The organism is Niveispirillum sp. BGYR6 (genome assembly GCF_027568365.1).
GTDB lineage: Bacteria > Pseudomonadota > Alphaproteobacteria > Azospirillales > Azospirillaceae > Niveispirillum.
Window position 1 is genome coordinate 159,992 of sequence record NZ_JANLNL010000010.1, and the last position, 21,623, is coordinate 181,614.

At 63.8% G+C, this 21,623-nt stretch carries 24 protein-coding genes; 13 read left to right on the forward strand and 11 right to left on the reverse strand.

Features of this window, described 5'->3' with window-relative positions:
• The first annotated feature begins 9 nt into the window (after nt 1–9).
• Nucleotides 10–645: a glutathione binding-like protein gene (locus tag PCJ49_RS19145; protein ID WP_269912347.1), complete on the forward strand. Its 636-nt coding sequence runs from the start codon at nt 10–12 to the stop codon at nt 643–645.
• A gap of 26 nt (nt 646–671) precedes the next feature.
• On the opposite strand, the gene PCJ49_RS19150 is transcribed toward PCJ49_RS19145, so the two are convergent.
• The 3 genes from PCJ49_RS19150 to PCJ49_RS19160 are packed head-to-tail and all read right to left on the reverse strand — an operon-like array spanning nt 672 to nt 3,336.
• The gene (locus PCJ49_RS19150; protein ID WP_269912348.1) at nt 672–1,517 is read right to left on the reverse strand and encodes an alpha/beta hydrolase; all 846 of its coding nucleotides are present in this window, start codon (nt 1,515–1,517) and stop codon (nt 672–674) included.
• On the reverse strand, nt 1,514–2,530 hold the full coding sequence (locus PCJ49_RS19155; protein WP_269912349.1) for an NADP-dependent oxidoreductase: 1,017 nt from the start codon (nt 2,528–2,530) through the stop codon (nt 1,514–1,516). The genes PCJ49_RS19150 and PCJ49_RS19155 overlap by 4 nt, the downstream gene beginning before the upstream one ends.
• A 2-nt stretch (nt 2,531–2,532) precedes the next feature.
• Nucleotides 2,533–3,336 (reverse strand): aspartate/glutamate racemase family protein, encoded by an 804-nt coding sequence (locus PCJ49_RS19160; protein ID WP_269912350.1) that lies wholly within the window; start codon nt 3,334–3,336, stop codon nt 2,533–2,535.
• Nucleotides 3,337–3,490: 154 nt separating this feature from the next.
• Between PCJ49_RS19160 and PCJ49_RS19165 the strand changes: the two genes are divergently transcribed.
• Nucleotides 3,491–3,685 carry a hypothetical protein gene (locus tag PCJ49_RS19165; RefSeq protein WP_269912351.1) on the forward strand — a complete coding sequence of 65 codons (195 nt, stop codon included), beginning with the start codon at nt 3,491–3,493 and terminating at the stop codon, nt 3,683–3,685.
• Nucleotides 3,686–3,848: 163 nt separating this feature from the next.
• Here the strand turns inward: PCJ49_RS19165 and PCJ49_RS19170 are convergent, their stop codons facing one another.
• The 5 genes from PCJ49_RS19170 to PCJ49_RS19190 all read right to left on the reverse strand — a co-directional run bounded on the left by PCJ49_RS19170 (nt 3,849) and on the right by PCJ49_RS19190 (nt 6,590).
• Nucleotides 3,849–4,277, reverse strand: coding sequence for a YbaN family protein (locus PCJ49_RS19170; protein WP_200820015.1), 429 nt, complete (start codon nt 4,275–4,277; stop codon nt 3,849–3,851).
• Between the two features lie 191 nt (nt 4,278–4,468).
• Nucleotides 4,469–5,080, reverse strand: a complete 612-nt coding sequence (locus PCJ49_RS19175) for an SCO family protein (protein WP_269912352.1) — start codon at nt 5,078–5,080, stop codon at nt 4,469–4,471.
• Between the two features lie 14 nt (nt 5,081–5,094).
• Nucleotides 5,095–5,583, reverse strand: a complete 489-nt coding sequence (locus tag PCJ49_RS19180) for a copper chaperone PCu(A)C (protein ID WP_269912353.1) — start codon at nt 5,581–5,583, stop codon at nt 5,095–5,097.
• A 50-nt stretch (nt 5,584–5,633) separates the two neighbouring features.
• Nucleotides 5,634–6,014 (reverse strand): hypothetical protein, encoded by a 381-nt coding sequence (locus PCJ49_RS19185; RefSeq protein ID WP_269912354.1) that lies wholly within the window; start codon nt 6,012–6,014, stop codon nt 5,634–5,636.
• Nucleotides 6,015–6,083: 69 nt separating this feature from the next.
• Nucleotides 6,084–6,590, reverse strand: a complete 507-nt coding sequence (locus PCJ49_RS19190) for a hypothetical protein (RefSeq protein WP_269912355.1) — start codon at nt 6,588–6,590, stop codon at nt 6,084–6,086.
• Nucleotides 6,591–6,887: 297 nt separating this feature from the next.
• On the opposite strand from PCJ49_RS19190, the gene PCJ49_RS19195 reads away from it, so the two are divergent.
• From PCJ49_RS19195 to PCJ49_RS19245, 11 genes are all read left to right on the forward strand, one after another.
• Nucleotides 6,888–7,466, forward strand: coding sequence for an HPF/RaiA family ribosome-associated protein (locus tag PCJ49_RS19195; RefSeq protein WP_269912356.1), 579 nt, complete (start codon nt 6,888–6,890; stop codon nt 7,464–7,466).
• Nucleotides 7,467–8,328: 862 nt separating this feature from the next.
• Nucleotides 8,329–9,675, forward strand: coding sequence for a replication initiation protein (locus tag PCJ49_RS19200; protein WP_269912357.1), 1,347 nt, complete (start codon nt 8,329–8,331; stop codon nt 9,673–9,675).
• A 107-nt stretch (nt 9,676–9,782) separates the two neighbouring features.
• Nucleotides 9,783–10,709 carry a GNAT family N-acetyltransferase gene (locus PCJ49_RS19205; protein ID WP_269912358.1) on the forward strand — a complete coding sequence of 309 codons (927 nt, stop codon included), beginning with the start codon at nt 9,783–9,785 and terminating at the stop codon, nt 10,707–10,709.
• Between the two features lie 90 nt (nt 10,710–10,799).
• The gene (locus tag PCJ49_RS19210; RefSeq protein WP_269912359.1) at nt 10,800–11,609 is read left to right on the forward strand and encodes an alpha/beta hydrolase; all 810 of its coding nucleotides are present in this window, start codon (nt 10,800–10,802) and stop codon (nt 11,607–11,609) included.
• A gap of 267 nt (nt 11,610–11,876) precedes the next feature.
• Nucleotides 11,877–12,062: a DUF1843 domain-containing protein gene (locus PCJ49_RS19215; protein WP_269912360.1), complete on the forward strand. Its 186-nt coding sequence runs from the start codon at nt 11,877–11,879 to the stop codon at nt 12,060–12,062.
• A gap of 105 nt (nt 12,063–12,167) precedes the next feature.
• The gene (locus tag PCJ49_RS19220; RefSeq protein ID WP_269912361.1) at nt 12,168–12,383 is read left to right on the forward strand and encodes a DUF1843 domain-containing protein; all 216 of its coding nucleotides are present in this window, start codon (nt 12,168–12,170) and stop codon (nt 12,381–12,383) included.
• Nucleotides 12,384–12,419: 36 nt separating this feature from the next.
• Nucleotides 12,420–12,632 (forward strand): DUF1843 domain-containing protein, encoded by a 213-nt coding sequence (locus PCJ49_RS19225; RefSeq protein ID WP_269912362.1) that lies wholly within the window; start codon nt 12,420–12,422, stop codon nt 12,630–12,632.
• An 85-nt stretch (nt 12,633–12,717) separates the two neighbouring features.
• Complete coding sequence (locus PCJ49_RS19230) at nt 12,718–14,202, forward strand: GDL motif peptide-associated radical SAM/SPASM maturase (protein WP_269912363.1); 1,485 nt, start codon at nt 12,718–12,720, stop codon at nt 14,200–14,202.
• Nucleotides 14,203–14,272: 70 nt separating this feature from the next.
• Nucleotides 14,273–14,497, forward strand: coding sequence for an AbrB/MazE/SpoVT family DNA-binding domain-containing protein (locus PCJ49_RS19235; protein WP_269912364.1), 225 nt, complete (start codon nt 14,273–14,275; stop codon nt 14,495–14,497).
• Between the two features lie 102 nt (nt 14,498–14,599).
• On the forward strand, nt 14,600–15,589 hold the full coding sequence (locus tag PCJ49_RS19240; RefSeq protein WP_269912365.1) for an AAA family ATPase: 990 nt from the start codon (nt 14,600–14,602) through the stop codon (nt 15,587–15,589).
• The gene (locus PCJ49_RS19245) at nt 15,579–16,427 is read left to right on the forward strand and encodes a ParB/RepB/Spo0J family partition protein (protein WP_269912366.1); all 849 of its coding nucleotides are present in this window, start codon (nt 15,579–15,581) and stop codon (nt 16,425–16,427) included. The genes PCJ49_RS19240 and PCJ49_RS19245 overlap by 11 nt, the downstream gene beginning before the upstream one ends.
• Before the next feature lie 76 nt (nt 16,428–16,503).
• Here PCJ49_RS19245 and PCJ49_RS19250 read toward each other — a convergent pair whose 3' ends face one another.
• The 3 genes from PCJ49_RS19250 to PCJ49_RS19260 form a co-directional block, all read right to left on the reverse strand.
• On the reverse strand, nt 16,504–17,679 hold the full coding sequence (locus tag PCJ49_RS19250; RefSeq protein ID WP_269912367.1) for an alpha/beta hydrolase-fold protein: 1,176 nt from the start codon (nt 17,677–17,679) through the stop codon (nt 16,504–16,506).
• A gap of 202 nt (nt 17,680–17,881) precedes the next feature.
• The gene (locus tag PCJ49_RS19255; protein WP_269912368.1) at nt 17,882–20,386 is read right to left on the reverse strand and encodes a TonB-dependent receptor; all 2,505 of its coding nucleotides are present in this window, start codon (nt 20,384–20,386) and stop codon (nt 17,882–17,884) included.
• A gap of 349 nt (nt 20,387–20,735) precedes the next feature.
• Nucleotides 20,736–21,509: a 4'-phosphopantetheinyl transferase superfamily protein gene (locus PCJ49_RS19260; protein ID WP_269912369.1), complete on the reverse strand. Its 774-nt coding sequence runs from the start codon at nt 21,507–21,509 to the stop codon at nt 20,736–20,738.
• Nucleotides 21,510–21,623 lie beyond the last annotated feature (114 nt).

A 21,623-nucleotide genomic window follows, 5' to 3' on the forward strand; every position in this document is an offset into this window, starting at 1 on the left:
GACGCCCCCATGATGAAGAGTCCGTTACGCATCCTTGGCAAGGCAAGCTCCATCAATGTCCGCAAAGTTCTCTGGACCTGCCGGGAAATTGGCCAGGACTTCGTGCGGGAGGATTGGGGCAGCGGCTTCCAACCCGTCGACACCGCAGCATTCCGGCAGATCAATCCCAATGGACAGGTGCCGGTGGTGGCCCTGCCGGATGGCTATCTTTGGGAATCAAACAGCATATGCCGCTGGCTGGCGGGGGAGGCAGAACGCGCCGACCTGCTGCCGACCGTTCCCTTGGCCCGCGCCCGGGTGGACATGTGGATGGATTGGCAGGCCACCGAACTGAATCCCGCCTGGCGCTATGCCTTCATGGCCCTGGTGCGCCAGAGTCCGGCTTTTCTGGATAAGGAATTGATCGCCGACAGCATCCGGGCCTGGAACGGCAAGATGCATATTCTCGACGATCAGCTCTCGAAGACAGGTGGCTATGTGGCGGGGGAGAATTTTACCCTGGCCGATATTGTGCTGGGGCTTTCAACCAACCGATGGATGCAGACCCCGATAGAGCATGTGCCCTTGCCGGCTGTGGCCGATTGGTGGGAACGGCTTTGCCGCCGCCCCGCCTTTATGGAATTCGGGGCTAATGGCATTGCCTGAAAGCGGCGGCCGGGCCGCCGCTTTTCTCAACAACCGATGAAATCCTTGATCACCGCCGCCACCGCCGGCCCGTAGCCATCGGCACCGAAGGCTGGCGTTTCCCGGCATTGGCCATGGGGGGCCAGCGCCAGGGCGCGGCGTGTATCATCGCCCAGCGGATCGCTGGCCCCGATCAACCCCAGCACCGGGCAGGTGATCAGCCGGATACGCTCCAGGGTCGGATAGACGAAGGCCGCGTGATAGGCCCAAGGATAGGTCTCCGGCGCCTTCAGCACATCCAGCACCAGTTCATGCAGCCGCTGCGGGCTGGGCAGGCCGGTGGGGCGGCGATGGGCGGCATCGCGGCTGTACCAGGGAAAGAAACTATACTGGTCGCGGCAGAACATGAAGGCCCGCTGCAGGTAATCCCCCTCCAGCGTCGGGCTGAAGGTCGGGGCGTAGCGGGCCAGATATTCCGCCTGCTGCTCTGGCGTAAAGGCCGCCACCCCGTCCATCACCACGCTCAACGCGCGGTCCGGGGCCAGGATGGCGGTTTCCGCCGCGATGGCCGCCCCGGTGTGGGAGCCGTAAAGATGCGACGTCGCAACTTCCAACGCATCCATCAGCGCCAGCACATTGGCGGCATAATCCGCCATCTGCGGACGACGCCCGCCGGGAAGGGCGGGCGCGTCGCTGTCGCCATTGCCCGGTGTGTCCGGGGCAATGACATCGAAGCGGTCGGCCAGGGCCAGCATCACCGGTTCCAGCTGTTTGGAACTGGCGGGGGAGGCGTGGAACAGCAGGATCGGGGCCCCCTGCCCCGCCCGCCGGTAATGGATTTGCCCATGCGGGCCGTCAGCAAAGCCACGCCGGATACGGATGGGGCCGTTCATGCTGCGTCCCCCGCCACCCGCACCAGGGCGCGGCCATTGGACTGGCCACGCACCACCTTTTCCAGCTGCGCCGGGGCGGCCTGCAGCCCCACAGCCACATCATTGGCTTCCCGCAGGGCGCCGCTGGCGATCAGGGGGCGGGCCATCTCCACCCATTCCGCCCGGCGCGGAATGAAATCATAGACGATCAGCCCATGCACTGTGGCCCGCCGGAACATGATCATGCCGGCATTGATCATGGCCGGCGTGCCAGCCCCATAATGTTCGGCCAGCCCGCACAGCACCACCCGCGCATAGGGACGCAGCAGCGGCAAAGCCACCTGCAGCATACTGGCGCCGACATTTTCAAAATGGATGCTGAAGCCGCCTGCTTCCTTTGACAGATCGGCCAATTGCTGTTGCCAGCCTTCCAGCCGGTAATCGACGCAGGCATCAAAACCATATTGTTCCAGGGCCAGCCGGCACTTATCCGGCCCGCCGGCAATACCAATGACGCGGGCACCGGCCGCCTTAGCAATCTGCCCGGCCGTGCCCGCCACCACGCCGGCAGCGGCATTGATGCACAGCACATCGCCGGCCTGCACCTTGGCCAATTGGGTGATGCCGGCCCAGGCGGTGACACCCGGCATTCCCAGCAGGCCCAGTTGGGCCGTCAGCCCCAGGCTGGGATCAATACGGCGTACAGTCTCTGCCGGCACCATCGCCTCTTCCGCCCAGCCGGCTTCGGTCACCACATAATCACCGGGCTGAAAGCCATCTGCGGCGGAGGCCAGCACCTGGCAGACCCCTTCGCCCGGCAACGGGCCGCCAGGCACCGGCCGGGGTTCGCCCATATGGCGGCCGCGAATGCGCGGCCCCAGATAAGGGTCCAGCCCCAGCCATAACAGCCGCACATGCACCATGCCTTGCGGCGGATTGTCGGGCAGATCACGGTGGATCAGGGTGAAGTCCGCCGCCGTCGGGGCCGCCTCCACCGGATGCGCCAAGGTGATTTCGGCCACGCTGCGTCCCATTTTTATTCTCCCACGTTGCTGGCGACGACACAGACCGGGCAATCCTCTGCCGGTTCGTCCGCCACCCCTTCCACCATGCGTTTCACCAGATCGGGCCGGCCGGGCCGGGCAATCACCCGTTCCCCGCCGGCCCAAACCCCTGCCCGTTCCGCCGCCAGCACGGCACTGGCCAGCGGGTTGATCACCGGGACCGGGGCGCGCGCCGCCAGCGCCGCCGCCAGGGGCGACATGCAGGTGCAGCCCAGCAGCACTGCTGCCGCCCCCCTGCCCGCCATATCGGCAATAGCCACCGCGATGGCATCCAGCACTGCCGCTGCCCCATCGCGCACCTGGGCCAGATAGCCATCAGGGCCGGCCAGCCGGTCCAGTTCCGCCTCCGCCCCCACATTGGCGATGCCGATGCAGGCGGCCTCATGGCCATATGTGCGCAGCAACCCTTCCGGAATGAAGTTCATGGAGGCTGGCCAGACGGTGACGATGCCAAAACGGCGGCCGCCTGCAGCGGCGGCCGCCATCCCCATTTCCCCTGGCCCGAAGACGGGCAGCGCGGTGGCCGCGCGCAGTGCCGCCAGACCGTAATCCCCCAGACTGTCGATCACCAGCACATCACAGCCAGCCTCTGCTGCCGCAAGCCCGGCTTCCAGATGCCCCACCTGCTGCAGCGCCTGCTCCAACGGGGTGAAGGGGAAGGCCGGCACACGGGACGGGAAGGGGCGCAGCACACTGGTAGGCGACAGCAGCGGCGCCAGTTCTGGGGCGACAGGGCGGAACGGGTCACGCACCGCCCCCAACAAGCCGATCAACATGTCGCCCCCGTAAATGATGCAAAGCTATATCTTTATATTTTATTGCCGCGACTAATCTGTCAATCACCTATCCATGATGGTTATGAACCAGCAATTGCGCTGCCCGGCCGGGCGCACTAGGTTCGGTGGGTGAAGCTTCAACCGGACCCCGATCATGCATAGTGAAATTACCCTGGAGGCCGATGGGTCATTGACCTTGACGCCGGAAATGCAGGCCCATCTGCGCGTGCGGCCGGGGCAGAGGCTGAAAATCTCCCTGACCGAGGAGGGGGAGATCATCCTGTCTGCCGCCATTGCCCCCGGCGCGCAATTGCTGCGCGGCATGTTGGGGCGCAAGACGGGTGAGTAATACCACCCCGCCGTGGGTTTAACCCTTGGCGGATTGGAGTCCGGCGGGTGCTGGCCTCCAAGGATCATGTCCCATGACCCTTGGTTTTGCCCTCCCCCAAAAAAAGAAAGCCCACGTGTTGGCGACCGTGGGCTTTTTTAAGTTTTACTGAAGGAAAACAGGGTCAGCGTTGCCGACCCCGTTGCACGGGAACCGCAAGCGGTTCCGGCCTCGTGATAATGAAGCTGGCCGCAGCGGCCAGGATCGCCATGATTCCAACGCCCAGCCAGGGCAGGGAGAGTGCGAGCGGCACCAGAAAGGCCATGCCCAGGCTGATACCGCCCAGGGCCAGGGCCTTGCCCCGGCGGGTGATGGCGCCATGATCCAGGAACAGCCGGATCGGCGCGCCATAGCGCGGATGCGCCAGCAGCCGTTCCGCCCGGTGGTCGCCAGCGCGGATCAGGCAGATGACCGCCAGGATCAGAAAAATCGTGGTGGGCAGGACCGGCAGCACAATGCCGATGATCCCCAGGATCAGACAGAAGCTGGCCGCCAGGCGATAGAGCGCCCGCGCCATGGGTCCGATTTGTTTGGCCGGTTCCCGATCTTGCATGATGGCTTCCTGTTCCCCGCTTGCGACGTCGCAACATCGCCTCCCAACGCCAACCGCTGGGCATGGGTAAACAGTAAGCCCGGAAAAGAATTCCGTACAATCGAATGATCCGATCAGCCTGATAGGGGCGGCCTATCCCCCAGCGGCGGATCGACCGCTGGGGCTTTCCTTACTGCTTGGGGGAGCGCCCCTTAAGATCTAACGGCCTTCATGGCCGCAGCCATTTCAGCGGCCTGCACGCCATGGCCGAAGACGCGGACGAAATGGCCCTGGCGGTCGAACAGATAGATGAAGGCGGAATGGTCGACCAGATATTCGGTGGTGCCGGCCTCTTCGGCCGACACCTTCTTGGAATAGACGCGGAATTCCTTCTTCACCGCTTCAATCTGATCGGGGGTGCCGGTCATCCCCCGCAGGTTGGGATGGAACAGGCTGACATAGCCGGCCAGATGTTCCGGTGTGTCCCGTTCCGGATCAACCGTCACGAAAAGGGCCTGGGCGTCCGGCAGTTCATTGCCCAGCAGGTCCAGCGTCTCCCCGATCGACTGCAGGTCGGTGGGGCAGATATCCGGGCAATAGCTATAGCCGAAATAAATCAGGCTGACCTTGCCCTGCAGCGCCGCCTCGGTGATCGGCGCGCCGGTATGATCGGTCAGGGCGAAGGGGCCGCCGATATCGGCGCGCCCCTGGCCCTGGTCTGCTTGCGAAAAGGGGCGGAGATGATCCGCCACCAGCAGGGCGGCCCCCAGGAAACCGACAGCGCCCAGAATGGCGATGCCGGTCCATAACATGCGGCGTTTCATCGGCCCCTCCCGGCTTAATGCTGATGGCCGTTATGGCCACCCTGCTCCGCCCCGGCAGCCGGACGGGCACCCGGACCCTTGACCGGAACACTGACAGAAACGGCACCCGCCTTTTCGAAATTCAGCGTCAGCGGCACGGCGTCGCCCGCCTTCAATTGCTGCTTCAGGCCGATCAGCATGATGTGCAGCCCGCCGGGCTGCAACTGCACCGGCGTGCCGGCCACCAGGGGTATGGCCGCCACGGACCGCATCTGCGCCACGCCATTTTCCATGACATGATTATGCAGTTCGACCTTCTCCGCTGCCGGGCTGCTGGCGGACAGCAGCTTGTCCTCCCCCTGGTCCAGGGCCAGCGTCAGGAAGGCAGCCCCCACCTTGGCCGTGGGCGCGGTGGCGCGGGAGAAGGGTTCCGTCACCGTCACGGTGGCAGCAGCGGCCATGCCGGTCAGCGCCAGCATGGAGAGGGAGGCCAGCGCCAGATGCTTGGCAAAGTAATTCATCATGTCACCCTTGGGTATTCATATAAGGATATTCTAGGGGGGATGGGGCTGGCTCAAGCCCCAGGCGGCCCCCGTGCAGGTGGAATTCCCAGGGTGATGCTGAAGGGTGCGCGCCTGCTGTCCATCGCGGTAGCGGCGGACAGAACCCATTGCACCGGCAGGCGCAAAACCGGCCCAGCCAGGGCGGGCAGGCCGGACATGGCGGCGAACAGGCAATGGTCACCGCCATGCAGGATGAGGGGACCATCCCGGTCCGCCGTGCCGGCCGGCAATCCCGCCCGGCAGAGTGAAAAACCCGCCCAGCCGCCGGAAGACAGCCCGGCCGGATCGGGCATATAGCCGGCCGGCACCAGGGCCCGCAGCCAAAAGGCCGCCAGCACCAGAATGGTGAGCCATTGTCCGCCGCGCGGCACCGGGTGCGGTATCGCCTTCATGCTTAATGGGTGCCACGCGTGGCCGCCCCTGTCCATTCCCCTGTTGTCGCAGGGATGGAAGGCCGCCGATCAATGCAGGCGCTGCGGCGGGGTCAGCACCGGGGCCCGGTCGCAGGCAAGATCAAAGCCACCCTGCCGCAGCAGGCGGGCCAGCCCTTCCATCGCCGGGGCCGCCCGTTCCGCCGCCTGCACCGGCAGCCAGGCGGTCAGGATCACCTCAGCCCCCAGCCCCTCGTCCCGCTGCAGCGCCCGCACCCCGTTGAGGATCTGCGCCTCATCATCGGTCAGCCGCGTGCAGGCCGGGCAGCCCAGGGCCGGCGCGCGGCGGGAAGCCGTGGCGAATATCCGCATCAGCCCGTCGATGCTGGCCGCCGCATCCGGCACCCCGGCACTGCGATAGACATCGCGCAGCATCAGGGCCGGGCAGCGCCCATGCCGGGCACAGGTGGCCCAATAGCGCATCCCCCACAATGTCAGCCGCGCCGCCGGGGTCAGCGCCACAAAAGGCATCTCCGCCCGGATGGGGGCGGGCAGATCGGCTTGGTTGTTCCAGACAAGTCGCAGGCTGCGCATCATCAACACCATGGCAGGGGGAAAGATGGGGCCACCGTATCGTTATTAAGAATGATTCGCAATATCTCATGAGAGGTGATTTTTCCATCGTCCGGGGTTGCAGCCCCTGCCAGGCGGCCCCACCTGCAAATAAGGAACCCCGTCCAAGGAGAAGCGTTTTCCAACACGCATCAACCGGATTTCCATCGGACAGGGGCTGAGGCCGACAGTGCCATCGCCCCCGTAACCCGGCGGTCGGGACCGTTTCAAACCATGTCCCGACCGGACCGGAACCCGCATCAAGGGGAAAGGACTGACGTAATGGACATTCCGCTGCAGATCGCCTTCAAGGACATGGACAGCTCCGCCTTTCTGGAGGCGCAAATCCGTCACCGGGTGGAGAAGCTGAAACGGGTACATCAGGCCATCACCAGTTGCCGGGCGGTGCTTTCCATCCCCCATCGCGCCGCCGCCAGCGGCAAGCTGCCGCTGGAAATCGCCCTGGAAGTGAATATTCCCGGCCACAACACCCTGGTCGCCCGGGATGAGGAACCCCGCCACGACGCCAAGCAGGATCACACCCTGGTGATCAACCGCGTGTTTGAGGTGATGGAACGCCAGCTGGAACAGGCCAACCGGATCCATAAGGGGATTGTGAAGCATCACGCCTCGGCCCCCGACACCGGCAAGGTGGTGCGGCTGTTCCCCGAACAGGATTACGGATTCGTGGAGATGCGGGACGGCGATCTCTATTTCAACCGTACCGCCGTGCAGGGGGAACGGTTCGAAACACTCAGCGTCGGCACGTTGGTGGAGGTGGTGCGGGCGCGCGAAGAGGGGCCGATGGGGCCACAGGCCAGCAGCATCCGTCTGCGGGAAGCAGCGCGCGCCGCTTCCTGAGCTTTTTCCATCCTTACCGTTTGGGGGAGCCCTGAAATCAGCAACTTACCGGCCGTTGGCCAAGGAGTCGCCCGCCCCCGACCTGTAAGGGTTCAGTTTCGCAGAGCAAACGGCGCCGGAAATCCGGCGCCGTTTGTCGTTTCTGCAGGAAAATCGCCCCCAAACAGTAAGGATCAGCCAAGGGCCATTCCCCCAGGAAGTAAGCTTGGTCTGTGGGACTCGGGACAACCTTACGGGCAGGGGGTGGCTTGACTCTTCGCTGCCCCCCTGGAATCCGATCATTTCCTTACGCCGCGGGGGAGTGTAAGCCATTGAAATATATGAGACAGATAAAAGAATAGCGGCTTGATACAGGCCTATCCTTACCGTTTGGGGGCAAAATTCCGCGCACATCCTTACACCCCGGGGGAAAACCCGCCGCTGCAGCCCCCAAACAGTAAGGATAAGCACCACCCCGCCGCACGCCCCCAAGCCGTAAGGGAATCGGGGGCCCATTCCTTGGAGACGAATCACATTTACACCCCCGAGAGGTAAGGAATCCTGTCGCCCGAGTCGCTCTGACCGGCGCTGAAGCGGAATTTGCCCGCCAAACAGGACAGCAATCGCACTGCAAAACACCTGTTTTTGGTTTTCAGGATTCTTGTATAGATTCAGGGAACCGCAGAGCCGCAGGAATCCTCAGGTTTTTGGCCCTCATCCTTACAGACCGGGGGGCTCAACCCTACCTGACGGGGGCGTTTAGCCCACGCCCCGGGGCGTAAGTGTCTGCCCCCGCGCCGTAAGGATGGCTGCCATGGTCCTTTCCTTACTTGCACTCCCTGTAAGGAAGATCATAGGTTGGGGCATTGACCAGGGGATTTCCATGCCGCCTTCACGCCGTAAAGCCGCTGTCGCCGTCGACGATGGTGGCGCGGATGACCAGATTGCCAAACCCACGACCGGCCGCGCCAAGGGAGCGGCCGCCGCTGAGATCATACCCTACAGCCCGGCATTCGGGGATAGCGGCGTCGTCATCGACATGGAGGGCAATTCCGGCCCCGACAATCTGCCGGCGCTGGACCCTGGCGGCCACACGGCGCGCGTGGCCGCTGCCACGTTCGAACGCGATGGCTACAAGCATCTGATCAAGGCGGCGGAGGCGGTCTATTCCTACCCGGCCAACGGGTCGCGCCTGTCGCTGCCGGCGCAGAAGATGCTGAATTTCATGATCCATCTGGCCGGCAGCCAGAACTTCGCCAACAAGCTCTATCGCCTGCCCAAGAAGGTGGTGCGCGGCAACCACAAGGGGAACGAGCGCATCTTCGACGCGGTGAAGGAGATTTACGAAAGCTCCCTGGTGGTGATCGGCCCCTTCCGTGGCCGGCGCAGCCGGGCGGAACTGCGTATCCTCTCCTCCTATGTCCGGCCGGAAGATGAGGTGGAGATCGACAGCGCCGATATCCATTTCCAGTTCACCGATGCGTTCCTGGAGCTGCAGCGTTCCTCCCAGCTCTGGGCCCGGCTGTCGGGGCCGGCGATGGTGAAGGTCACCAGCACCTATGCGCTGAAGCTGTATGAGATCGGGATGCAGCGGTATCAGATGGATCATCCGTCGCTGACCCTGGATATCGAAACGCTGCGCAAGCTGCTGAATGTGCCGGAGGGGGCCTATAAGGATTTCGGCATTCTGCGCACCCGCACCATCGACCGCGCCATGGCGGAGGTGAACCAGCTGGCCCCCTTCCGCGTTGATATGCCGGAGGAGAAGTTCAAGCGCAAAGGCCGCAAGATTGAGGAAGTAACCCTGGATTTCCACGCCAAGGAGGAGGAGGAGGCCGCCGAGACCTTCCTGGAGCGGGAACGCCATGCCGCCGGCCGCAAGGCCCGCCGCCTGGGCAATGTGGAGAAGCTGGAGGCACCGGCCCCCGCCGTGCCGCCGCCGCCCCTGCCGGATGCCGATGATGCCGAGGCCTTGTGGGCCGCCGCCCGCCACGCCCTGGGTTCCCGCAATGTGCCCGGCCCGCTGCTGCGCGATCTGGAGGCTGTGGGGATTGAGGAAACCGCCCGCGGCGCCCGCAAGCTGGTGCTGCGCGCCGCCCACGCCGTGACCGCCGATACCGCCCGCCGCGGGCATGAGGCGACGATGCGGCTGGTGCTTTCCTCGCTGACGTCTGGCTCCATCACCGAGGTGGAGTTCCAGGTACCGGCCAGCAAGCCGCGCAAGGGCTGAGGCAGCACCCGCCCGCATAGCGCAAACACGGGCGGGAAGTGTGCTGCCCTTCTGTCCGGCCCGGTAGCCCCGTGCCAAGGTGCCTTCCGCTTGCGGCAAAGGTGCGGATGATGCTGGGTACAACGGTGCAGATACGCAGTGTGACGGTGGGGGAGGCGGAACGGCTTGGCCATCTCACCTTCCGCGCCCTGCGGGACTTGTTGCCCCGGATCGATGGCAAGCGGGTGGCCGCTGTGGCCGCCTGGCAGGATGAACGCCCGCTCGGTCTGGCCCTGCTGGGCCCCAATCTGCTGGGCAAGCCCGGTGCCCAGCTGCATTCCATCATGGTCAGTTCCAGCCATCGCCGCCAGGGATTGGGGCGGCAATTGCTGGCGGCCATCGTGGATGCGGCGACAGCGGCGGGGGCAGGGGAGTTGGTGGCGGAATGGTCCAGCCGCTTGCCGGGGGCGCCTGCCCTGGCGGGGCTGTTGCTGCAGGCTGGCTGGACGCCACCGCAACGGGTCAGCCTGCGCCTGCAGAGCAGTGTGGACCGCACAGAACGGGTTTTCCTGCGCCGTGCCGCCCTGCTGGGGCGGCTGGAACGGGATCGGGTGGCCCTGGTCCCCTGGGGCACGCTGGGGCAGGGGGGCCAGCAGCAGGTGCGGGACGCGGTTGCCGCCCTGCGCGCGACAGGGGAGCTGCCGGACTGGGCCGATCCCTCCGGCCATCTGGCAACGGCGGAACCCCATTTCACCCTGATGATCCATGATGCTGCCGGTGCGTGGCGCGGCTGGATCATCTGTGAATATCAGCCGCTGGTCGGGCGCTGGTTCTTCCCCATCGGTTGGGTGCATCCAGCCGATGCAAGGCGCGGCTGGCTGATGGCGGCCATCGCCCAGGTAACGGCCATGATGGAACAGCAGATCGGGCCGGACGCCGTGGCCGCGTTTGAGGCCAGCCATTTCAACCCGCCCATGTGGGCGCTGCTGGAGAAACATTTCTACCCGCACGCCACCATGGCGGATTACCTGCTTGCCAGCCGCAGGGTGCTGTAGCCGTCTGGTGAACAGGGGGGATGGCGGACGTCCCCTTATCGGCCGCATTGGGAGAAACTGTTCCTCCTTATCGTTGGGGAGGAACGCGTGATGGTGCGGATGCGGCGTGGCTATGCCGATGGGCCTTATGGCCAGATCCATTATCTGGATGGGCGGGAGGGGCGGCCGCTTGTGCTGCTGCATCAGGCGATCCAGAATGCCAACCAGTTCGATTATGTGTTCGAACCGCTGTTGGAACGGGGTATCCGCCCCATCGCCATCGACCTGCCCGGCTTCGGCCTGTCCGATGCCCCGTCCAGCCCGCCCAGTATTGCCGATTACGCGGCCGTGGTGCCGCCGGTGCTGGATGCGCTGGGGCTGGCTAAGGCGGCCGTGGGCGGCCACCATACCGGCGCCCTGGTGAGCAATGAGGTGGCCCTGCTCTATCCCGATCGCGTGGAAGCGGCCATTCTGGGCGGACAGATGCTGATCCCTGATGATGTTCGCCAAGCCCTGATCGACGATATTGTCGTGCGGGAAAAGGCGTTCCAGGCACTGCCCGAAGCCGCCCATATGGTGGAGGTGGCGCGCATTCGGGAACGCTATGCCGCCGGCAGCGTCAGCCCGGCGCGCATCAGCGATTATGTGGTGCAGGCCATGCAGGCGCTGGCCCAAGGTACCTATTGGTACGGCCATGCCGCCGCCTTTGCCTATTATCAGGAAGAGCGGCTGAAGCTGTTGCGTCACCCGACCCTGATCTTGACCAATACCGGCGACATGATCTATCAGGCGGCCCTGGCAACGCACCGGCTGAGGCCGGATTTCGCCTTCGCGGCCCTGGAGGGCGGCGGCATCGACATTGTTGACCAGCAGCCGGCGGCCTGGGCCGCCGCCATTGCGGATTTCCTGCAGGGCCTTTGATCGACGCAATCCAGGGAGAGGGGCGGCAGCCGATCCGGTGCCGCCCTTTTTTTGCCCGCCTGATATTAAAAGTGTCTTTCCTAAATTGTATGCACGCAAAAATTATAGCGGGCACATATAATTTACTCGCCTTAAGCGTGTTTATATGGTTTCATCATGTCGCCAAGGTGGTTGGTGGCGCAAGGGCTCCAGAACGAACTTCCAGAAGCCAATCACCCATAAATCTGCGCCTGCCCGCCCTTTGTGTGAACCGAGAGGGAGGTTTCATTGGAAAATTTCACCCCCATTACGCCCTATGGGGTGGCCATTCGCACGGCCATCTCCAGCGGGAATCTGGATGCGCTGAAAGTGGCACTGTCGCTGGCTCAGGAACTTCATGCCCGCGATGGCGATGTGCGGTCGGCTTTGGCGGCCGCCCGTGCCCAACTGGCGGCCGCCAAAGCCGCGCCCTGAGCGCCGCGCAAGCCCGTCTGAAATTACTGGCTGATCAATCCGCCATGACCCTAACCGGTGTGGCGGCAATGTCCCTTCATGCCTGCAATCAAGAGGAAGCCTGAAATGAGCGACGCTATTATCCGCCCCCTGTATGCCGTGGCACCCCAGGCGCACCATATCCCGCTCTATGCCGCCACGCTGCACAGTGCGGTGGCCCGCAATGACGCGGCCGAGCTGGACAGCCTGATCTGCCAGGCCGAGGCCTATCTGGAAAAATACGGCGATCTGCCGACCCTGATCGAACAGCTGAAGACCGAGATCGCCAAGCTGGAACGCTGATCAGCGCCTGCAACCTATATTTTTTAGGAGACGATTATGGTCACCACACCCCCGGAAGGTACCCCGCCCTGGCCCCCCGTCGTGGTGCTGTACGCGGCCAGCATCCGCAACAGCATCGTCAGTGGCGATGTCGGTCTGCTGAAACTGACCCTGGCGGAAGCCCAGAAGCAGAACAGCCAGATCGGTGATATCCGCTCTGCCTTGGCCCTGGCGCGTGCCGCCCTGACCAAGGCCAAACAGGGCGGCTGAGTTCCCTCCCGCCTGTCGGCCGCCGGCAGAACCGGCGGCCGGCCTTCTTGTGCCCCCTTCATGCCTTTAATCAAGGGTGATGCCGATGCCCGACATTCCCGCCTTGCCGGAAAGCAATGTGCCGCGTGCCCGCTCCATGCGCGATGTGGTCGATCTGGTGCCTGTCCATGTCGTGTGGGAAATCACGCTGGCCTGCAACCTGAAATGCCAGCATTGCGGCTCCCGCGCCGGCCATGTCCGCACCCGTGAGCTGACCACGGCGGAATGCCTGGATCTGGTGGACCAGATGGCGCGGCTGGGCACGCGGGAAGTGACCCTGATCGGCGGTGAGGCTTATCTGCGCCGCGACTGGCTGGATATTCTGCGCCGGGTGCGCGAACACGGTATCCTCTGCCTGATCCAGACCGGCGGGCGCAACCTGACGGATAAGCGCCTGGAAGAGGCGGTGGCCGCTGGCCTGTGTGGCATCGGCGTTTCCATCGACGGGCTGGCACCGCTGCATGACCGGGTGCGTGGCGTGCCCGGCTCCTATGACCAAGCCATGTCGGCCCTGCGCCGGGCCAAGGCGCTGGGGCTGTCCATCTCCGTCAATACCCAGATCGGGGCAGAGACCATGCCCGATCTGCCGGAATTGATGGACCGCATCATTGAGGTTGGGGCCACCCATTGGCAAATCCAGTTGACGGTGGCCATGGGCAATGCCGTGGATAACCCGGAGGTTTTGCTGCAGCCCTATCGCCTGATCGAGCTGATGCCCTTGCTGGCCAAGCTTTACCGCGAAGGGGCCAAGCGTGGCCTGACCATGGTGGTGGGCAATAATGTCGGCTATTTCGGTCCCTATGAATCGCTGTGGCGTGGCTTCGGGAATGAGGCGGTGCATTGGGCCGGCTGTGCCGCCGGCCAGAATGTCATCGGGATTGAGGCGGACGGCACCATCAAGGGCTGTCCCTCCCTGGCCACGGTCGGCTACGCCGCTGGCAATATCCGTGACCTGACCCTGGCCGATATCTGGCGGAACAATGAGGCCATGGCCTTTGGTCGCACGCGGTCGGTGGAACAGGATCTCTGGGGTTATTGCCGGACCTGTTACTACGCCGATGTCTGCCGGGCCGGCTGTACCTGGACCTCCCATTCTCTGTTGGGCAAGCGGGGCAACAACCCCTATTGCCATTACCGCGTGCGCGATCTGGCCAAGAAGGGCATCCGCGAAAAGGTGGTGAAGGTGAAGGAGGCGGGGCCGGAGAGCTTCGCTGTGGGCGAATTCGCCTTGATCGAGGAGGCGATCCCGGCGGCCGAGCAGGTGGCCCCGGCGCTGCTGGCGCCCTTCTCCGCCACCGATGGGCGGGAGGTCTATATCGCCCCGGATGAGCGCGACGGCTATGACCGGGGCCGCATCCCGCCGCATCTGGCGCTCTGCCGGGGCTGCCATGAATATGTCTGGCCGCACGAGACCGACTGCCCCCATTGCGGCACCCACATCGCCACCGCCGCGCAGGACTATAATGACCGGCTGGAGCGGGTGAAGGCGCTGGCGGCGGCCATCCGGGAGCAGTTGCCGGCGGCGGAGTAGGGAAGGCGGGTGATTGACGGCGCATCCTTCCCGCTTCACCCTTACTGTGCGTTATCGCGGGGAGGATGGGATGCCGGTCAAGGTTCCTTTGTTGCGCACGCTTAGCGGTCAAATCATCCCTCTGCCGGAAGATGTTGCCTTCGCGTCGGACGTGAAGGAGGTCTTTATTCTGGTGGAGGGGCAGCAAAGGGTTCTGGTGCCGGCGGACGCCCTATGGGATGCGTTTTTTGAGCAGCCCGGATCGACGTTTCCGCAACGGGAGCAGCCCGATCACCAAGTCCGGGAAGACTTCTGACGCGGTTGACTGTTGACATGTCACAACCAACCCCGTTGACGGCCCGTCAACCAACCCCTATGCTCCCGCGCATGTGACAGCCACAAGCGATGGGGCAGGGCCATGGATGGGCCGGAATTGCGGGCGGCGCGGGAAGCGCGCGGGGATACGCAGCAGGCGTTTGCCGAGTGGCTGAATGCCAGCCTGGGCCGCCGCTATGACAAGGGCCGCATTTCCCGCTGGGAAGGTGGGACGGAGAAGATTCCCCAGGTGGTGGCGGAACTGTTGGGTGCCCCGGTGCAGCGCCGGCGTGACCGCGCCACGGTGATTGCCATTTCCAACCAGAAGGGTGGGGTCGGCAAAACCAGTGCGGCGGTGAATATCGCTGCTGCGCTCGCCACCCTGGGCCAGCGCGTGCTGCTGGTGGATGCCGACCCGCAGGCCAGCGCCACGGTGCATCTGGGCATCTCCCAGGCCGAGGCGTCGGAGGCTGGGCGCACCACCTTCCATGTCATGCTGAAGGACCAACCGGTGGCCAATGCGGTGGTGCCGGTCTGTGACGGGCGCTTCCACCTGCTGCCCTCCACCATCCTGCTGTCGGCGGCGGAGACGGAACTGATGGCGGAGCCGATGGGCACGCTGGTGCTGCGTGAACGGTTGGCCGGGGTGGCGCGCGCCTATGATTACATCCTGCTGGATTGCCCGCCGCATCTGGGCATGATGACGCTGAACGCGCTGGCGGCGGCCAATGGCGTGCTGATCCCGGTGCAGACGGAATTGCTGGCCATGATGGGCGTGCCGCTGCTGCTGGACACCATCGCCAAGGTGCGCCGACGCGGTAATCCGGACCTGTCGATCATCGGCATCCTGCCCACCATGTTCACCGCCCGTCACACCCAGGACCGCGCCACCCTGGCCGACCTGACGGAACGGTTCGGCGGCAGCCTGCGCATTTTCTCTGCCGTGCCGCGTTCCACCATCTTCCCGCAATCGGTGGCGGCCGCGCAGCCGACCGTGGATGTCGCACCCGACCCCGCCACCGTGGCGCCCTTCCGCGAGGTGGCGCAATCCCTGATCGAGGCCGACCTGACGGAGGAAGCGAATGTCGCGTAAGCTCGCCCGCAGCAATCCGGCCCTTGCCCCCGCCGCCCCGCTGGTGCCGCGCGACAGCGGGTTGAACAAGCTGTTCGGCACCTCGGCCGACTTCCCGGAGCTGGTGGAGCTGGACCTGGATCAGGTTCATGCCAACCCGGACCAGCCGCGCCGCCATTTTGATGAGCTGGCACTGCAGGAACTGGCCGACAGCATCCGCCATAACGGCCTGCTGCAGCCGATTCTGGTGAAGAAGCGAGCCGAGGGTGGCTATGTCATCGCCGCCGGTGAACGGCGCTGGCGGGCGCACCGGCTGCTGGGCAAGCCCACCATCTTCGCCGTCGTCACCCGTGGCGATATCGAGGAAGTGGCGCTGGTGGAAAACCTGCAGCGCCGCGATCTGGATGCGCTGGAAACCGCCCAGGCCCTGGCCCGGCTGGGGGAACGGCATCATTATGCCCAGGAACAATTGGCGGCCATTGTTGGGCTCAGCAAGTCGGAGGTCTCCCGCCTGCTGGCCCTGCCCAGCCTGCCGGAATTGATCCGCAGCGAATATCCGCCCCTGCGGGACCGGGTGACGAAGAGCCACCTGTTCCTGCTGGTCGATACAGAAGGGGAGGGGGCGCGGCTGGCGCTCTGGTCCCGTATCAAGGCCGGCGCCACCATCAAGGAACTGCGCGCGGCCCGTGCCCAGCCTGCAGCGGCGGATAAGATCAAGGCCAGCGCCGTGCTGCAGGCGGCCACCCGCCTGGGCCGCAACCTGGACAATATCGCCAAGCGCGCTGGTGCGCTGGCGGAGGATGAACGCGCCTCCCTGCTGGCGCTGCGGGAACGCATTGACCGGTTGATTGGCGGCTGATCGATAGCGCCGTTGCGACGTCGCAATAAAAAAGGGGGGCAACGTGGCCCCCCTTTTCCAAGTCTGCACCCAGAGCTTAACGGAACAGCTTGGGCAGGAATTCTTCCAGATAGGCGCGCCAGTTGATCCAGGTATGGCCGCCGCCGCTTTCCTCATATTCGTGCTTGATGCCGTAATCATCCATGATCTTGCGCACGGGGGCCACGGAGGGGAAGACGAAATCTTCTTTACCGACAGCCAGGAACACCGGCCCCTTTTCCTTGGCGCGAGCCTTCAGCCCGGCATCATTGGCGCTGGCATAGGCGGTGACCTGATCACCGAACAGGCCGATGCTGAACACGCCGATGCTGCCGAATACATCCGGCCGGGGCAGGCCGAACTGCAGCGTATGGGCGCCACCCATCGACAGGCCCGCCATGGCGCGGGTCTTGGGTGCGGCCTCGGTGCGGAAATGCTTGTCGATATAGGGGATCAGCTCCTTATGCAGATCGGCGCCGAAATCGGTATTCACCATGCCCTGCACGCCCGCCCGTTCCGGCGTATGGCCATAGGGCATGACCACGATCATCGGCTTCACCTTGCCGGCGGCGATCAGGTTGTCCAGGATCGCGTTGGCATTGCCCTTCTGCACCCAGGCATCGTCGCTGTCGCTATAGCCATGGACCAGATACAGCACCGGATAGCGTTCCTTGCCGCCTGCCTCGTACCCCGGCGGGGTATAGACATGGGCGCGGCGCTTGATGCCGCCCAGGCTGGCGGAACTATATTCGACCAGGGAGACCAGGCCGTGCGGCACCTCGGCCTTATAGAACTGGTTCGGGGTTTCCGGCCCCTGGATTTCGAAGATCGATTGCGGGCCACCGAAGCTTTCGGCAAAGCGGGTGCCCTGCGGATCGGCGATGCGCAACCCATCCACCTTGAAGGCATAGGTATAGACGCCGGGTGCCACCGGGGCGCTGGTGGTGGCCGACCAATAGCCCTTGTCGTCAACGCTCAGCGCCAGACCCGGCGGCTTGCCATCCAGCCCGGTGGGCACGCCGGCCACTTCCATGGCCAGCACGCGCACATCCTTGGCGGATTTGGCGCAGAACCGGAAGGTGACGCGCCCGTCCGCCAGTTTCTCCACACCGGGATAAAATAGCGGCGGCTGCATGAAGCTGCGCTCCTCACACGGCTGCACATCGGCGAGGGCGGGCAGGGCAATGGCAGAAAGGCAAAGTGCGGCGCTGGCCGCGATCATGTATTTGCGCATGATGGCTCCTTGAAAGGGAGAATTTGGAAGGGGGCCGCGCGGATAAAAAAACGCGGTGGGGAAGACCGACCATTCCCCACCGCGCTGATCCCGTAAGCGGGATGAGAGCGGATCGCCAAAAGGTGACATCTCCTTTTGGCGTGAATCCGCTCGCAGGCAGACTCATCTAAAGCCACCTGCGTTCAACTAAACGCAGGTGGCTTTAGAACTTGACCTTGACCTGCGCACCGACGGAGCGCTTCTCCCGCAGACCCACATTGATGGCGTTGTAGGCCGCATAGGTGGTGGTGGGGGAGAAGATGAAATTGTCGGTGATGGAGGTATAGGCATCCTCGTTGAACAGGTTGTTCACGAAGATATCCAGGGAGATGTCACCCTTGGTGATACCCGCACGCAGGTTCACGACCTGCGAAGACGGGGTTTTTACAATGTTAGCCACATCCGACCACATGCCGGACTTGTAGGTGTAGTCGACACGCGTGAACCAGGTGCTGTCTTGCCACAGGCCCAGCTCCCCATTCAACAGCACGCCAACGGAAGCGCCGTACTTGGATGTTGATGGCAACTCGTTGCCGCGGAAGCTGGAGAGACCGGTCAACTGGGTCGTCAGCGGTGACCGGTAATTCTTCACCTTGCTGTCATTGATGGAGCCGGCCGCATTCAGGGTGATCAACTGGTTCAGCCGGTAGGAGCCTTCGAACTCAATACCCTTCATGTCGGAACCACCGGCATTGATGGTGCCAAACACGCTGGAGAAGCCGCCAACCGTGTTGCCGAAGGTCTGGATGACCTGGTTCAACTGGTCACGCCACTGGGAGAAGTAGCCGGCAAAGGTGTAACGCAGCCGCCCACTATCACCCGAGCCCTTCAGGCCCAGTTCATAGGTGGTCACCTTCTCCGGGCTGACGAACACATCCAGGCCCAGATTCTTGGCGAAGGCAGCGGATTCACCCGTATAGGTCACCACGCCGGAATTGAGGGCCGCCGGGTTGACGCCCTTTGCCACGGAGGCATAGGTCATCACCTCGTCTGTCCACTGGTACTGAGCGATGAAGCGGGGCAGGAAGTTCTCGTACTTCTTGCTGGCCAGCAGCGAACCGGCGGCATAGGTGCCAGGCTTGGTGAAGGTGGGATCGGTGACGACCAGATCACGCAGCGGCGAGATATAGGCGTAAAGCTTATCGATCTGATAGCGGCCTTCGACGCTGGCGGTCAGCGCGTCGGTGATATCGTAGGTGATGCCGAAGAAGCCGCTGAGCGTCTCGTTCCGCGTCTTGCCCGAGGGCGTGACACCGGAGGCTGGGGTGATGTTATCCAGGATATCAACCGTGCGCTTGGCGCTGGCGTTCAGGTAATTGACACCGGTCACAAAGCGCAGGTCGCCCTGATCGTCATAGCCAAGGCGCAGTTCCTGGGAAAAGTCCTTGGACTTGCTTTCCACCAGATAGGAGGAGCTGTAATAGTTACGCAGACCATTGGTCGGCGTATAGGCGGCGTTGGCAATGCCCGAGCTGTCATAATTGACGATGTCGGACAGGGAGCCCCACTGTTCGCGGTTCATGCCCGTCAGGGCTGTCACCGTGAAGCCGGTATCCGGAATGTCGTAATCGGCGGCCAGATGATAATGCTGATAGTCGCGAACCAGCCCATAACCTTGGACACCATCTTCCGGATCGATCAGACGGTTCTGCTTGATGGCCAGACGTGAGCGGACATAGCTGTCCACCAGCGTGTTGGAGGCCGGCGACAGGCCGCTGAGCTTGGGTGCGGTGCCGCAGATGAAGCGGTTGGTGCTGGTAAAACCGAACAGGGCGTTGGTGACGGTGAAGCCGCAATTGGACTGGTTGGCGACCACCACCTTGCCCTTGGCATCGGTGACCTGCCCGGCGCCGATCACGCCCATGCCGGCCGGGCCATCATCATCATGGGAGACCATGCCGAAGGCCTTGATGGTCAGGTTCTCGCTCGGCTTTACCACCAGCAGGCCGTTATAGGTGTAGCTGGACTGCTCACCCAACGTTTCACCCGGATTGGCACCATTCTTGTAGCTGCCATCCTTGGAATCTTTGCTGCCGGCGATGCGGAAGGCCACCTTGTCTTCCAGGATCGGGGCTTCCAACTCACCCTGCAGACGATAGGTGTTGCGGCTGGCGATGGAGGCGAGAACGCTGCCGGCCAGCTTGTCACCCGGTTCCTTGTTCACCACGTTCAAGGCACCGGCAAAGGTGTTGCGGCCGAAATAAGCCGATTGCGGGCCACGCAGCAGTTCAACACGCGCCGGGTTGGAAATGCTCATCACCGCTGTGGCGGACGAAACGGGCACACCATCAATGAAGGTGGCGACCGGCGTGCTGTCGGTGGTGGCGGGCGTGAAGCCACGCAGGATCAACTGCTGGAACGACCGGTCGGCGCGGCCGGAGCTGTTATTATTGATGTTGAAGCCGGGGGTCTGTTCCGCCAGATTTGAAATGGTGGTAACGCCGCGCTGTTCCAACTGTTCAGACGTTACGGCGGTGACGGAAACCGGCGTCTTCAGGATATCTTCGGCCCGCTTACGGGCTGTCACCACAATTTCGTCCAGCGCGTATTCGTCCGCCGCCGGCTTTTCCTTCTCCGCATTCTGGGCCTGGGCCGGCAGTGCGGCCGCAGCGATGCTCAGCGCCAGGGCCGAAACACCCAGCGTGTGACGGAAATAGACCCCCTTCATCCTACAACTCCCCTTCGTATCTTCGCGTGAAAGCGTCCCGATGCCGGCTTCTTGTTGGGCGCAAAGCGCCCCCGCGCACGGATGCCGGCATCATCCGCGTTCGACCTGTTCTGGCTTTTCACATGGCTTGTGGCCGAGGCGTGGAGGCTGGGGCCTCCGCACGCGTCAACTGTTGGGTTTTGTCCCAAAACTTATCAAAATTATTCAATCACCCTGTCCGTCACACGGACAACGTTGTCCCCAGGCCCCATTCAGGTTCTGAATGGGTATGGTCCAATTCGTAACAGGGGATGTTTTGCGCCCTGCAGGCGATGGGTGCCCGGCGATTGGCCGGGCACCGCCGGTGGCCTCAGGCCATCACCGGCACGCCATCCGCCAGGGCGGCCAGACCGTCGGCCGTGACCTTCAAATGGCGGGGCTTGGTGGTGGGGCCATTGATGCCGGCGACAGCCAGCAGATACTCGCCCTGTTGCCACTGCTCCAACTGCCACTGACCGGCCTGACGCAGCCATTCCTCATGGCAGTCAAGGCCAGGGCCGTTGCCGTCATCGGCGGCGGGTGTGACGCTGAAACCGGTCAGTTCCTGCGACAGGCCCCGGCCGGTGGCCTTGATGACGGCTTCCTTCAGGTTCCAGATGCGCATGAAGCGTTCCCGCTTGTCAGTCTCCGCTTCGATGGCGGCGATCTGGGCCACCTCTGCGGCGGAGAACCAGCGGTCAGCAATCTCCAGCTCCGGCTCCCGGCGGGGGCAAAGCTGTTCCACATCCACCCCTACCTCGCCCTGCGGGGCGATGGCCACGGCCACCATGCCGCGCGTATGGCTGATGCTGAAGGGCGCGCCACCGCGCACCAGGGCTGGCTTGCCCCAGGTGCCAGCGTTGAAGGCAAGCTGCGTCGGCGACCGCCCCAGCCAGGCGCCCAGGAACAGGCGCAACAGGCCATGGGCGGCGATGTAGGAATGACGGTCGGCGTCGAAATGGAAACTTGCGGCACGGTCCTGTTCACCAGCATCCAGAAGCTGATGCAGGGAAGCCAGATCGCGCGATCCCAGCCCATCCACCGACAGGCTGACAATAATGGTTTCGTTCCGCCAATCGCCGCGCATGGCAATCCCGTCCCGCATCCTGTTCCCCCATTTTTTGATGCGGCGGATCATAGGGCGGAACGAAGCATTTGGTAAGGAAAACAGCCCCGACCTGGACAAGGGACCGCCCCGCGATTCAATCAATCCCGTGCT